Raw genomic sequence first — 12,890 nt, 5'->3', positions numbered from 1 at the left:
GGCGGGAACCGGCCGGCCGCGGATTCGGATCGGTCAGCCGCGCGCGGGGCGCCGGCGGCGGGTCAGCGCGACCGCGCCGGCGAACGCCGCGGCGATCGCCGCCATGCCGAGCACCCACAGCGATCCGTCCTCGGCGGCGGGCGCGATCGGCGTGCGCTCGGCGACGGTCCGGACCGGGCCGAGGTCCTTCACGGTCCCGGGCGCCTGGACGGCCCCGGCGGGCAGCGCGGCCTTCCCCGCCACGGGCAGCTTGACGGCGCCGGTCTTGGGCAGCTTGACGGCGTTCGTCCCCGGCAGGCCGGTGTGCGGCAGCGGGTCGCCGGAGCGGGACGTGCGGGCGTTCGGGGCCACCGGGACGACCGGGGCCGCGGGCAGCGCCTTCCCGGCGTTCCCGGTCAGCGCGCCCGGGTTCAGCGGCAGCGTCGCGATCGTCATGCCGTTGCCGCCGGTGCCGGCGGTCCGCCTGCCGGCGGCGAGTCCGTTGACCTTGGGCGTGATCTTCGGCGCCATGGCGCCGCCGAGCAGGGCGTTCACCGTCGGCAGCGAGCCCTGGACGGGCAGGCTCCGCACGCCGGGCAGCTGCGAGGCGGCGACCGGGCCCAGGGACGGGGCACCGGTCCGCTGCGCGGCGGCGGTCCGCTGCGCACCGGCGTCCGGCAGCAGGTTCGTCGCGGACAGGACGTCCGACACCGGGACGCTCTTGGTCGCGGGCACGCCGTTCACCTGCCCGACGACCCCGGACAGGGCCTGGCCGGCGTCCGGCAGGCCGGTCACCGGCAGCCCGGCCGCGGGCGAGCCGGTCGCGGGCAGGCCGACCGGTCCGCCGTCGCGGTGGTTCGCGGTGGCGGGCGGCTTCGGCAGGACGGGCAGGTGCGGGTTCACCGGCAGCGGGGCCGGGTTCTGGCCCGCGGACCGGGCATAGGGGTGGTACCCGCCGAAGCCGGGGCCGTCCTGGCAGAGCGCGAGGGCTCGGCCGACCACGGCGCCGGCGTTCCCGCACGCGTCCACGGGGGCCTTCGCCGGAGCGTGGGCCTGGTTCCCGCCGCCGACGCTGCCGTTCCCGGACGTCCCACCGCCGGACCCCTGCGGGCCCTGGACCAGCGTCTGCCCGTTGCAGTGCGCGGCGGCCTCGCCGACGACCGCGGCGGCGTTGCCGCACACGTCGACGGGCGCGGTGATCGGCGCGTTGCCCTGGTTGCCGCCGCCGACGCTGCCGGTGCCGGAGGTGTGCTGGCCGCCGCCGGAGCTGCTGCGCGCGTGCGCGCCGCCCTCGCAGTACGCGCCCGCCCGGCCGACCAGCGCCGCGGCGTTGCCGCAGACGGTCGCGGGGACGCTGATCGGCGCGTTCGCCTGGTTGCCGCCGAGGACGCTCGACACCCCGTCCGTCCTCTGCCCGCCGGACCCGTGCCCGCCGTTGCGCACCGACGCGCCGCCCTCGCATTCGGCGAGGGCGCCGCCGATCGCGTTGCCGCACACGTCCAGCGGCGCGCTGACCGGGGCGTTCGCCTGGTTCCCCCCGATCACACCGTGCAGCCCGGACGTCTGCTGGCCCGCCCCGGTGTGCCCGCCGTTCTTGACGATCGCGCCGCCCTCGCAGCCGGCCACGGCCTGGCCGACGATCGCGACCGCGTTCCCGCAGACGTTCACCGGCGCGCTGATCGGCGCGTTGACCTGGTTGCCCGCGATGACGCCGAGCGCGCCGTCGGTCGTCTGCCCGCCGCGGCCGTGGCCCGAGCCGCCGCCGCCGTTGTGCACGGTCGCGCCGCCCTTGCAGCCCGCCTCCGCCTTGCCGATGATCGCCACGGCGTTGCCGCAGACGTCCACGGGCGCGGAGACCGGCGCGTTCACCTGGTTCCCGCCGAGGACGCTGTGCTTACCGGACGTCTTCTGCCCGCCGGACCCGCCGCCGTTGACCACCGACGAGCCGCCCTTGCAGCCCGCGTCCGCCTTGCCGATCAGCGCGACCGCGTTGCCGCAGGCGTTCACGGGCAGCGAGACCGGCGCGTTCACCTGGTTGCCGCCGCCGACGCCGCCCTTGCCGGAGGTGTGCTGGCCGCCTCCGCCGCCGCCGTTCAGCACGGACGCGCCGCCATTGGAGGCGCCGTGGCCGCTGCCGACGATCCCGGCGCCGTTCCCGCTGACCTCGACCGGCGCCGAGATCGGCAGGTCGACCTGGTTGCCGCCGAGGACGCTGCCGTCGCCGTTGGTGGCGTCGGCGAAGGCGTTGGCGGGAACGACGCTGACACCGAGGGCGACGAAACTCGCGGTGAGCGCCGCCGTGCGCGCGGTGCTTTTTGCCCACGTTCGCATGATGCTCCGTTCGGGGGATGAGGAAGGGAATGCCGAGACAGCGGTTCGGTCTCGGGGAAAGGACACGCCTGACGGCACGCTCCGACCGGGCCCGAGCCGCACGGGCCCACGCCGGGAGCGTTCTGATCAGGGATTAGTCAGGCGCGAAAGAGGGCTCGTCCGCAGCGGTGCGGACGGCCGGGGGAACCGCGCCGAAAAGGCGCGGAACGCAGGCTCGCGGCGGAACCGGAGCCCAGGGGAGAAACGTCGGCAGGCCGGCGGCGGCACCGATAGGAACACTGCCGCAGGTCGCCGAATGCGTGCCGGACTGGCCCGGCGCCTGGAAAGGCGCGGGATGCCGCTCGATGGCACGGTGATGCCGGGAATGGGACGCCTGGCGCGTCCCGGAGACCGCCTGTGACCGGCCCGGCGACCGGTGCACCGCCACCGCGCTCCTCGCCGTGCGGCGGGGTGCGCCGTGCGCCTTCCGCGGACCGGCGGCCCGTTCCGCCGGCGCCGCGGCCTTCGCCGCTCGCGCCGACCGTTCGGGCGCCGGCTTCAGGGGGTCGACCGGCGCCAGTGCCTGCACGGGCGTCCGGTGCTTCACGGCCCCGGCCACCGACGGGAGCGGTGTCCGGGGGGCCTTCAGCACGCCGCCCAGCGCCGGAGCGCCGTCCGCGACGGCGGTGGCCGACGTGGCCGGGACCGCCTCACCGGCCGGTGCGGCCGGGACGGACGGCACCGGCCGGACGGGTGGCGCCGGAAGCTCGGCGGCGCGGGCGGTGGCGTGCTGCGCCATGCCGCCGAGGAGCCAGCCCGCGATCAGCAGGCCGGCGAGGACGAGCAGCCGCCGGACGATCCGCCCTGTGACGGCACGGCGCAGCAGGACGGGGACCGCCCCTGTCCGCGCCGCGACACCCGCCACCGTGAGACCTCCGTTGCGACCGCCGCCCATCCCTCACGGGATGGGCGGGTCCCTACGAACGGTGACGATAGCACCACACATCGCATTGGCAACGGGAATTTCAAGACCGGTCGAGGAATTGGTCGAGAACGCGCGCTCCGAAGCGCAGACCGTCCACGGGAACGCGCTCGTCGATGCCATGGAACATTCCGGAAAAGTCCAACTCTGGGGGCAATTTCAGCGGCGCGAACCCGAAACACCGCATCCCCAGCCGCGCGAACGACTTGGCGTCCGTCCCGCCGCTCAGGCAGTACGGCACCGGCAGGGCGCCCGGGTCCTCCGAGGTCAGCGCCGCCTCCATCGCCGCGACCAGCGCCCCCTCGTACTCGGTCTCCACCGCGTGGTCGTGATGCACGAATTCGCGCTCGACGCCCGGCCCGAGAAGTTCGTCCACCGTCGCGAAGAAATCGTCCTCGAACCCCGGCAGGAAACGCCCGTCCACCTGAGCCGTCGCGCTCTGCGGAATCACATTCGTCTTGTACCCCGCGTCCAGCCGGGTCGGGTTCAGCGTGTGCCGCAGCGTCGCCCCGATCATCCGCGCCAGCGGACCGATCTTCTCCAGGGCCTCCTCCGGGTGCTCCGGATCGAACTCGACCCCGTACGCCAGGCACGCCCGCTCCAGGAACGCCCGCACCGTCTTCGTGAGCCGCACCGGGAACTCGTGCTCGCCGAGCCGCGCCACGGCCGCCGCCAGCGCCGTCACGGCGTTGTCCGGATGCACCATCGACCCGTGCCCGGCCGTCCCCTTGGCGGTCAGGTTCATCCACGCGATGCCCTTCTCCGCCGTCTCGATCAGGTACATCCGCTTGTCGCCCGGCACGGTCAGGCTGAACCCGCCGACCTCACCGACGGCCTCGGTGCACCCCTCGAACAGCTCCGGATGCTTGTCGACGAGCCACTGCGCGCCCCACTTCCCGCCGGCCTCCTCGTCCGCCAGGAAGGCGAGCACCACGTCCCGCGGCGGCCTGCGCCCCTCCCGGAGCCGCTGCCGCGCGACCGCGAGGATCATCGCGTCCATGTCCTTCATGTCCACGGCCCCGCGGCCCCAGACGCACCCGTCCGCGATCTCCCCGCCGAACGGGTCCCGCGTCCAGTCCTCCCTCCGCGCCGGCACCACGTCGAGGTGCCCGTGCAGCAGGAGGGCGTCGCGCCCCGGATCCTCCCCCTCGATCCGGGCGACCACGCTCGCCCTGCCCGGGTGCGACTCGAGGATCCGCGCCTCCAGCCCCACCTCCGCGAGCTTCTCCGCGACGTACTCCGCCGCGACCCGCTCGCCGGGTCCCGAATGATCTCCCGGATTGCTCGTGTCGATCCGGATCAGCTCCTGGCAGAGCCCGACGACCTCGTCCTCAGCGGTCGGCTGGTGGGCCACAGTGATCACCTTCGCGCTAGCCGTCTCGTACCCCACCATCGTGCCCGCTCGATCGACTTCGCCGCGACTCGGCTCCTTTGGTATGGTGAAGCCCGCCGCAGCACGCTGCGGCCTGCGACCGGTCCGGGTGGCGGAATAGGCAGACGCGCTAGCTTGAGGTGCTAGTGCCCTTCACGGGGCATGGGGGTTCAAGTCCCCCCTCGGACACAGGACTTCCCCGTAGGGGATGCGAAGAGCTCGGCCTGAGAGAAGGATCTCGGGTCGGGCTTTTTTCATTGGCGCTGAACAGCGCGTACGTCGACCCTTCGCTGACGACCGCACCAGTGGATCTCCGAAAATCTGTGGTGATCGAGGTAGATATCCTCGACAAGGTGGGGTACTGTTCCTGTCATCGAAGAGGAACAAGTCCAGGAGACGTGGCAGAGGACGAACTGCCCGTACAGATGGATGACGCGGGCCGGGCGTGCCGGGGTCAACGCAGTGGAAGGGACTCCGGCAGCCGGCCTCGCGGACGGCGGCCAACGGGCCGCCGGCAGCACGAAGGCAAGTGGCAACAGCACAGGTGACGCAGGAAACACCGGTAGAGAGAACCTGGAAGGAGGATCTCGGCACCATCGGGATCGCCCGTCGCAGGCAGTCTCAGTCACGCCGCACGGGTACCGCAGCCCCACGCATCGGACGGTGGCTGACGGTCACGCATCCGCGATCCCAGCGCCGCTGCCAGAACAGGTCAGCGCGGAAGACACCCGGCCGCAGTGCCGGATAGATGGTGTTGTACCTCATGGCCCCGGCGCCGCTATCAGGCGCCGGGGCATCGTCGTTCTCCCCGGGCGGATCCGGCACTGACGCATGTGCACCCGACGAACAGTACGGAAGGTTTTATGAGAGCACCCCAGCCGGTTCAGCCCGGTACCCGGCCAGCACACCGTGATCCGCACCCCGCCGAGCCCGGTCCGGTGCCGAGCACCCCCGGCCCCGAGACCGACAGCGAACTCGAAGACAAGCTGGACGATGAGGACTACCCGGCCTACAGCATGGGCCGGGCCGCCGAGATCCTCGGCGTCACTCCCGGGTTCCTGCGCGGCCTGGACGCCGCGAAGCTGTTCGTCCCGCAACGTTCGGCCGGGGGCCACCGCCGCTACTCCCGCTACCAGTTGCGCCTGGCGCACCGCGCCCGCGACCTGGTCGATCAGGGCATCGCCCTGGAAGCGGCCTGCCGCATCATCATCCTGGAAGACCAGCTCGCCGAAGCCCAGCGCATCAACGCCCAACTACAAGAACGCCTCGACCGGAATCCCGCCCAGGAAGCCGGAGAGGGCTGACCTCGGCGGATTCCGCTGATCCGGTGCAGTGTCGGGATCAATGGTCGTCGTCGAGGTGAAACGCCCGCGGATTCTTCCGGCGGGCGTTTTGTCTTTCGAGAGCGGCTCCCGGAGGGCGGGTCGTCCGGCCGGTCGGGGTGGCCGCACCTGCATAGAGTGCGTGCATAGGGTATGGCTACACCTTTGTAGTGAGAGGTAACGGCCCCCATGAGGCTCGAGCTCACCAACTACGAGGCCCTGTACGGCTGGGGCGTCGTCAATAACAGCGTCGCGTGGCATGCTCAGCGCAACCGCAAGCCCTCTGCGGCCGAGCAGGCGGTCGGGGACATCCTTTTCGCCGCTTACGACCGCCGGACCAGCACCACGACCACGGTCGAGCTCAGCGACGACGAGCGCGCGAGCCTCGCCGAGCTGGTCAGCGAGCACATCGCGGCGTGGGTGAAGCGCGGCCAGGAGAACGCCGCGGCACCTCACCTGCGCTCGCTGCTCGCGAAGCTCAGCGGCTGACAAGGCGGCGATGACGTAGAGCCCGTGTGGAGGCTTAGATCCGTTCTTGCACCCTGCTTCGCCCCCGGGACTGTCTGTCCTGGACATAGAGGGCCGGGCTTCGGTCCGGCCATGGCGAGGGGTCAAGAGATGCGACTGATGGCGAAGATCACCACCACCGTCCTGGCGGCGAGCATCGCCGGCGCCGGGGTCGGCGCGGTGGCCGCTCCGGCGGACGCGGCGACCGGCTCGTGCGGCGCGGGATACCGCTACCTCAAGGGCAAGAACCACTTCCCGATCAAGCACGGCAAGAAGGTCGGCGGCTACGCCGACCTCTACTACAACGCCGGCAACGGGAAGAACTGCGCCATCGTCCGCGCCAGCGGATCGGGCGCTTCGCACATCACCGTGCTGCTCGCCAGGTACGACAGGAAGAACCACGCGCCGGAGAAGACCGTCACCGACGGCTTCGGCAAGAACCAGAACTTCAAGTCCTACGCCGGGCCGGTGAAGATCTGGGCCAAGGGCCGCTGCATCACGGTCGTGGGGTCGCTGAAGAGGGGCTCGGTCTACTACCAGGGCGGCGCTACGAAGGTGCACTGCGGCTAGTCGAGGATGTGAAGGGCTCGGCTCGGAAGATGCACCTCGGGCCGGGCTCTTCTTCGTTGGACTAAATCAGTGCGCCCGGGGGCGGATCGGCCATTACGCTTGCGGCGTTCGACCGCGGCGGGGAAGCGCCGTCCACGACTGCTCATGGAAAGGCGCCCTCGATGACGCGGTTCCCGGAGCTACTGCCCGAGCACCCCGAGCCGCTTGAGCGGGGGCACCCCTTCCGGCAGTGGAAGACATGGCGGATTCCCGGCGCCGAGCTGACGCTCACCGGCTACTCCCGCGCGAACGACAAGACCTTCTTCCACATCCCCGAGCTGCGGTGCAGCCTCGACGCGGGGCTTTGCGAAGGGCGGCAGGTGGACACGGTCTTCCTGACGCACACGCACCACGATCACTCCAAGGATCTCGATTTCCTGGCGTCCAAGGCGTCCGGCGTGGACATCTACCTGCCCGCTGAGGCGGTGCCCTACGTGGAGTCCTACCTGCGTGCGTCCGCCGAACTGAACCATGGGCCGGGATTCGACCCGGCGTTGGCGCGAGGCCACCGCCTGCACGGCGTGCGGCAGGGCGATGAGTTCGTCTTCGGGCGGCGCGGGCACCACGTGCGGGTCGTGGAGTGCGAGCACAAGGTGCCCTGTGTGGGATATGCGTTCTCGGAGCGGCGCAAGGCACTGCTGCCGGAGTTCGAAGAGCTGCGGCGGTCCCTCGCGGAAGAGGGGCGGGGCAAGGAATTCGGGCAGATCATGGCCCGGCGGCGCAAGGACGGCGTCGAGGTCGACGGGGTGGTCGACCGGCCGCTGTTCGCGTTCCTCGGCGACACGCATGTGAACGTGTTCGAGCGGAATCCGTGGCTCTTCGATTATCCGGTCGTCATCACCGAGTGCACGTTCCTGGACGACGCCGAATCGGATCGCGCGAACCGGGTCGGGCACACGGTGTGGAGCCGGCTCAGGCCGGTGATCGAGGCTCATCCGCGGACCCTGTTCGTCCTGACCCATTTCAGCCTGCGCTACTCGGACCGGGAGATCCTCGCGTTCTTCCGCCGGGAGTGGGAGGAGATGGAAGGCGGGCGGCCGGGCAACGTCCTGCTGTGGGTGCACCCGGAAAGCCGCCTGCCCGAGCAGCACCAGCACGGCGGGCTCTGAGGGTCAGTTCGCCATCCGCCAGGTCTTGCGCGGTTTGCTGTGCATCCGTCCCGGGATGCCGGGACGCTGCTGCCAGGGGTGCGGGCCGCCGGGCGGGCGGTACCCGACGCCCAGCGCGTCGAGGCGGGCGTAGTGCGCTCGGTTCATCCGGCGCTCGAAGTCCTCGAAGTCGCGATCGTCCGGGCCCGGTAGCCGCGACCAGGCCACTTCGGCGAACGCGACGAGGCGGGGGAACGCCTGGTAGTCCACCCGGCCGCGGTTCTCGACGGCCTCGGTCCACAGGTTGGCCTGCGCGCCGATGATGTTGTCCGCGTGGGGGGTGCCGGTCAGCCGGGGCGGTACGGGTTCGAACCGGTAGACGTCCTCAAGCGTGTGGACCCATCCGAACGGCACGGGCTCCTCAGGGCCGTGGGCCTGGGCGTGGTCGAGGTAGACCTCTTGCTGCGGGCACATCACCACGCTGTGGCCGGCCTCCGCGGCGGCGATCCCGCCCGAGTACCACCGCCAGCACATGACGGCGGCGCCGTCCGCCAGGCCGCCCTCCAGGATCTCGTCCCAGCCGATGAGGCGCCGCCCCCGCGCGGCGAGCCAGGAGGCGAAGTGGCGGATCATCCACGATTGGAGTTCCTCTTCGTTCCGGAGCCCGAGTTCCCCGATGCGCGCCTGGGCCCTGGGCGACTCGCGCCACTGGTCCTTGAGGCATTCGTCGCCGCCGATGTGGACGAACCGGCCGGGAAAGACCGCCAGTACCTCTTCCAGGACGTCCTCATAGAAGCGGATCACGGCGTCGGTGGGGGCCAGCACGTTGCGGTTGATGCCCCAGCCGGTCCCCACCTCCAGCGCGGCGGTGTCGACGACGTCGTCGTTGCCCAGTTCGGGGTAGGCGGCGATGGCGGCCTGGGAATGGCCGGGAAGGTCGATCTCGGGCACGACGGTGACGTGCCGCTCCGCCGCGTACGCGACGATCTCGCGCAGATCGTCCTGGGTGTAGAAGCCGCCGTGCGGGCGCTCGTCCCACAGCGCCGGCTCCCCCCAGCCCAGGCGGGTGCGCCGCCGCCAGGCGCCGATCTCGGTCAGCCGGGGGTGGCGGCGGATCTCGACGCGCCACCCCTGGTCGTCGGTGAGATGCAGGTGCAGCACGTTGAGCTTGTGGGCGGCCAGCAGGTCGACGTAGCGCAGCACATCGTCCTTGGGCAGGAAGTGCCGCGCGACGTCGAGCATGAAGCCTCGCCAAGCGAAACGCGGCCGGTCCTCGATGGTCACGTACGGCACCATGACCGGCCCGCGCGCGCTTGGGGCGCGGCGAAAAGCCTCCGGCCCCAGCATCTGACGCAAGGTCTGGCGGCCCCAGAAGACGCCCGCCTCATCACCGCCCACGATCTCGGCGCCGTCGGCCGACACGGTGAGCCGGTACACCTCAAGCCCCAGCGACGGATCGACGTCGGTACGCACATCCCCGCCGAAAGGACCGGCCCCTCCCGTCCGTTCGACCCGGTCCGGGGCTGGTATCAAGTTCAGCTCAGGCGCCACGCATTCAGTTTCCCCATAGAAGTCGTCCAATTGCCAGGAGACGGTCGGGCGCGCGCCGGGCCTTCGCCCGCCCGGCGACAGGGCCAGGGACACGATGCGGGACGAGGCGCGTCGAGGTCACCGCTCCGGTGCGACGGTTCCGCGCTCGATGCCGTCCGGTCCGGCGGGACCGCTTCCGGCCGGGGCGGCGAGCGCGGCGAGGTAGCCGTCCAGTATCCGGATCTGCCGCTCGGGCGGGAACTCCTGGGAGCTGAACAGGGCCTGCACGACGAGGCCGAGTGTGAACGACAGGATCGCCGCCGCGAGATCGTCCGCGTCGGCGGACGGCAGCTCGCCCAGGCGTTGCGCTTCTCTCACCTGGTGCCGGATCCGCTCGCGCGAGCGCGCGTAGCGGTCCGCATGCCCGGCGGCCAGGCCGGGATCCGCCAACGCGGCGTCCCACGAACTGACCCAGATGCGGTTGTCGGCGGCGGCCTGCGGCGTGGACGGCAGGATGTCCAGCAGCATCGCGCGCAGCGCGGCGAGGCCGCCTGGCCCGTCGTCGTCCCTCCGGGTCGCCGTCCTGCGCTCGTCCAAGAGCGTCAGCGCGTGCGCGACCAAGTCCTTCTTGCTCGGGAAGTAGTGCGTGAGCAGGCCGGTCGTCGCGCCCATCTCGGTGGCCACCGCCCGCAGCGTCAGGCCACCGAACCCCTGCGCGGCCAGCACCCGCCACACCGCCGCGGACACGTCCCGGCGCCGGGCCTCGTGATCTCCCTTGTGGCGCGGCATGCCGCCAGAGTACATTCACATAACAGACGTTACGGAAATGAGGAGGCCCCCTTGGGCACCGACGTCAAGGCCGAGCTCGACGGGCTCATGCGCGCGCTCTTCGGCGCGTTCGGCAACACCGGCGGCACGGGGCCGGACCTCGCCGTCGTCCGCGAGGTGTTCATCCCGGAGGGTCTGATCATCAAGAACGTCGGGGGCGAGACCGTGATCTACGACCTCGACACGTTCATCGCCCCGCGCGAAAGGATGCTCACCGACGGGACGCTGACCGAGTTCTCCGAATGGGAGGTCTCCGAGCGGACCGAGATCTTCGGTTCGATCGCGCAGCGGTTCAGCGAATACGGCAAGTCCGGTTACCGCGACGGCGAATGGTTCGAGGGCGCCGGCCGCCAAACGACCCAGTTCATCCGGACACCCGGCGGCTGGAAGATGAGCGCGGCCGCCTGGGACGACGTATAGCACCAGGTGAGGGCCTGTGCCGCTACTTCTTCGCCGGGTCGGAGCCGGGGTGCTTGACGATCCGGTCGCCGGCGCGCAGCGAGTCCCAGAGCGCCCCTTTGACGCGGATCTTCTTGGTCTTGCCGTCGGTGAAGGCCACCTCGAGATAGTGGTAGAGATTCGACCCGTCCGGCATGTTGCGGGATTTGGCGGTGACGACGCCTTCCCACGCCTCGTTCTTGCGCATTCGCCGTGACCTGAACATATGCCCGCCCTTGGTGATGCGTTCCTTACTTCCTGTGACCAGGCTAAGGAGCCGCGAAACGGGAGGCATCGGCCGCACGTCGGGTCCTGCGGATGCGACTTTAGGCTGAGACGCCGGACGGCCCCGACCAAGGTCGCAGGCCGTCAACGCGGCCGCTCCGTGAAGCGCAGCATGTTGCCCGAGGGATCGAGGAAGGCGCAGTCGCGGACGCCGCCGGGGCGGTCGACCGGCTCCTGCATCACCTCGGCGCCCGCCGCGGACCGGTTCATTCCCGTTCCGTGCCGTTGGCGCGCAGGTAGACGATGTCGAGGTCGCGGAGCCGGTCCGGGTCGCCGTCGATGGCGATGCGCGTGATCCTTCCGTCGGCGACGGTGAACGAGAAGAGGGCCATGGCCCGGCCGTGGCGGGTCCAGACCGCCGCGGGGACGCCGTCGACGAGGGCGAGCCGGGCGCCCTGGGCCCGTCCGGCGAAGAACGCCGCCACCTCGCGGGCGCCGCGGATCTCGCTGACCACGGCGTCCGGGTCGAGCAGTTCCAGCAGGGCGGTGAAGTCCCCGCCGCGGGAGGCGGCCAGGAACGCCGCGACGATCTCCTTCTTCGTGGACCGGGCGGCGCCGGACGCCTCGGCCGCCCCCTGCACCCGCCGCCGGGCCCGGCTGGCGAGCTGCCGGGCCGCCACCGGGGAGCGGTCGATGATGGGGCCGATCTCCCCGAACGGCACGGCGAACACGTCGTGCAGGACGAACGCGAGCCGCTCGGCGGGCGCCAGCGTGTCCAGCACCACCGTCAGCGCGACGCCGACCGAGTCGGCCAGCAGCGCCTCATCCTCGGGGTGGTCGTGCACGTCCGGCCGGGCGCCCGGCCCCGGCGCGGCCGGCTCGGGCGGCAGCGCCCCGGCCGACTCCTCGCGCCGCGCCCGGCGCGCTTCGAGCATGTTCAGGCAGACGCGGGCGACGACCGTGGTCAGCCACCCGGCCGGGTTCTCCACCCCGCCGGTGTCGGCGCGGCCGACCCGCAGCCACGCCTCCTGCACGGCGTCCTCGGCCTCGCCGGCCGAGCCGAGCATCCGGTACGCCACCGCGCGCAGCCGGTCCTGATGCTCGGTGAACTGCTCGCTCAGCCAATCCTGCTGGACCATTCGTCACGTTCCTCCGTCGGGTCCTGTCATACCGATTGACCGGCGGGACCGCGCCGATGTGACGTCCGGACGTCCGACCGGCCGGTCCGCGGCGGTCGCCGCCGACGCGAACACAAGGGAGAACAGGCATGAAGGCGCACGTCAGCTCGATCCTCCTCGGCGTCCAGGACATGGACGGGGCCAAGCGCTTCTACACCGAGGGACTCGGCTGGAAGATCAAGGACGACTGGGGCATCTCGGTGTTCTTCGAGTCGGACGGGGCCTCGCCCGTCGGCTTCTACGGCCGCGAGGGCCTGGCCGAGCAGGTGGGCACGAGCCCGGAGGGCAGCGGCTTCAGCGGGCTGGTCCTCACGTACGTCGTCCGCAGCGAGGCGCGGGTCGACGAGGTCATGTCGGAGGCCGAGAAGGCCGGCGCCACCGTCCTCAAGCCCGCCGGCGCGCTGCCGTGGGGCGGGTACGGCGGCACCTTCGCGGACCCGGACGGCTACATCTGGAGCCTGGCCTACAGCGCCGAGGGCAAGGACCAGCCGTACGCGGAGTAGCCACCGGTAAGGGTCCCGG

Annotated in this window: 14 protein-coding genes and 1 tRNA gene; 7 read left to right on the top strand and 8 right to left on the bottom strand. The window is 71.5% G+C overall.

Going from position 1 to position 12,890, the window contains the following annotated elements; all coding sequences use genetic code 11:
* Window positions 1-33 precede the first annotated feature (33 nt).
* The 3 genes from ABZ914_RS34335 to ABZ914_RS34325 form a co-directional block, all read right to left on the bottom strand.
* A complete protein-coding gene (locus ABZ914_RS34335) occupies window positions 34-2,310 on the bottom strand; it encodes a chaplin family protein (RefSeq protein ID WP_500198364.1) in 2,277 nt (758 codons plus the stop codon).
* Window positions 2,311-2,443: 133 nt separating this feature from the next.
* The gene (locus ABZ914_RS34330; protein WP_500198363.1) at window positions 2,444-3,214 is read right to left on the bottom strand and encodes a hypothetical protein; all 771 of its coding nucleotides are present in this window, start codon (window positions 3,212-3,214) and stop codon (window positions 2,444-2,446) included.
* Between the two features lie 100 nt (window positions 3,215-3,314).
* Complete coding sequence (locus ABZ914_RS34325) at window positions 3,315-4,625, bottom strand: M20/M25/M40 family metallo-hydrolase (RefSeq protein ID WP_500198362.1); 1,311 nt, start codon at window positions 4,623-4,625, stop codon at window positions 3,315-3,317.
* A gap of 121 nt (window positions 4,626-4,746) precedes the next feature.
* On the opposite strand from ABZ914_RS34325, the gene ABZ914_RS34320 reads away from it, so the two are divergent.
* The 5 genes from ABZ914_RS34320 to ABZ914_RS34300 all read left to right on the top strand — a co-directional run bounded on the left by ABZ914_RS34320 (window position 4,747) and on the right by ABZ914_RS34300 (window position 8,190).
* A tRNA-Leu gene (locus ABZ914_RS34320) sits at window positions 4,747-4,832 on the top strand.
* Window positions 4,833-5,581: 749 nt separating this feature from the next.
* Window positions 5,582-5,947, top strand: a complete 366-nt coding sequence (locus tag ABZ914_RS34315; RefSeq protein ID WP_500198361.1) for a MerR family transcriptional regulator — start codon at window positions 5,582-5,584, stop codon at window positions 5,945-5,947.
* A gap of 207 nt (window positions 5,948-6,154) precedes the next feature.
* A complete protein-coding gene (locus ABZ914_RS34310; RefSeq protein ID WP_500198360.1) occupies window positions 6,155-6,454 on the top strand; it encodes a hypothetical protein in 300 nt (99 codons plus the stop codon).
* 129 nt (window positions 6,455-6,583) lie between these two features.
* A complete protein-coding gene (locus ABZ914_RS34305; RefSeq protein WP_500198359.1) occupies window positions 6,584-7,042 on the top strand; it encodes a hypothetical protein in 459 nt (152 codons plus the stop codon).
* Window positions 7,043-7,203: 161 nt separating this feature from the next.
* Complete coding sequence (locus ABZ914_RS34300) at window positions 7,204-8,190, top strand: MBL fold metallo-hydrolase (RefSeq protein ID WP_500198358.1); 987 nt, start codon at window positions 7,204-7,206, stop codon at window positions 8,188-8,190.
* A gap of 3 nt (window positions 8,191-8,193) precedes the next feature.
* Here the strand turns inward: ABZ914_RS34300 and ABZ914_RS34295 are convergent, their stop codons facing one another.
* Complete coding sequence (locus ABZ914_RS34295) at window positions 8,194-9,642, bottom strand: beta-N-acetylhexosaminidase (RefSeq protein WP_500198356.1); 1,449 nt, start codon at window positions 9,640-9,642, stop codon at window positions 8,194-8,196.
* Window positions 9,643-9,837: 195 nt separating this feature from the next.
* Window positions 9,838-10,488: a TetR/AcrR family transcriptional regulator gene (locus ABZ914_RS34290; RefSeq protein ID WP_500198355.1), complete on the bottom strand. Its 651-nt coding sequence runs from the start codon at window positions 10,486-10,488 to the stop codon at window positions 9,838-9,840.
* Window positions 10,489-10,539: 51 nt separating this feature from the next.
* Between ABZ914_RS34290 and ABZ914_RS34285 the strand changes: the two genes are divergently transcribed.
* On the top strand, window positions 10,540-10,947 hold the full coding sequence (locus ABZ914_RS34285) for a DUF4440 domain-containing protein (protein WP_433146550.1): 408 nt from the start codon (window positions 10,540-10,542) through the stop codon (window positions 10,945-10,947).
* A gap of 22 nt (window positions 10,948-10,969) precedes the next feature.
* On the opposite strand, the gene ABZ914_RS34280 is transcribed toward ABZ914_RS34285, so the two are convergent.
* The 3 genes from ABZ914_RS34280 to ABZ914_RS34270 form a co-directional block, all read right to left on the bottom strand.
* Window positions 10,970-11,173, bottom strand: a complete 204-nt coding sequence (locus ABZ914_RS34280) for a DUF7489 domain-containing protein (protein ID WP_500198354.1) — start codon at window positions 11,171-11,173, stop codon at window positions 10,970-10,972.
* Between the two features lie 161 nt (window positions 11,174-11,334).
* On the bottom strand, window positions 11,335-11,460 hold the full coding sequence (locus tag ABZ914_RS34275) for a VOC family protein (RefSeq protein ID WP_500198352.1): 126 nt from the start codon (window positions 11,458-11,460) through the stop codon (window positions 11,335-11,337).
* Window positions 11,457-12,329, bottom strand: coding sequence for a sigma-70 family RNA polymerase sigma factor (locus tag ABZ914_RS34270; protein ID WP_500198351.1), 873 nt, complete (start codon window positions 12,327-12,329; stop codon window positions 11,457-11,459). Before ABZ914_RS34270 ends, ABZ914_RS34275 begins: the two co-directional genes overlap by 4 nt.
* Before the next feature lie 128 nt (window positions 12,330-12,457).
* Here ABZ914_RS34270 and ABZ914_RS34265 point away from each other — a divergent pair, with 128 nt between their 5' ends.
* On the top strand, window positions 12,458-12,871 hold the full coding sequence (locus tag ABZ914_RS34265) for a VOC family protein (protein WP_433146542.1): 414 nt from the start codon (window positions 12,458-12,460) through the stop codon (window positions 12,869-12,871).
* Window positions 12,872-12,890: the final 19 nt, after the last annotated feature.

Source organism: Spirillospora sp. NPDC046719 (genome assembly GCF_040645715.1).
Lineage (GTDB): Bacteria > Actinomycetota > Actinomycetes > Streptosporangiales > Streptosporangiaceae > Spirillospora.
The sequence above is the reverse complement of the archived record's forward strand: the minus strand, read 5'-3'. Positions and strand labels throughout refer to the sequence as shown.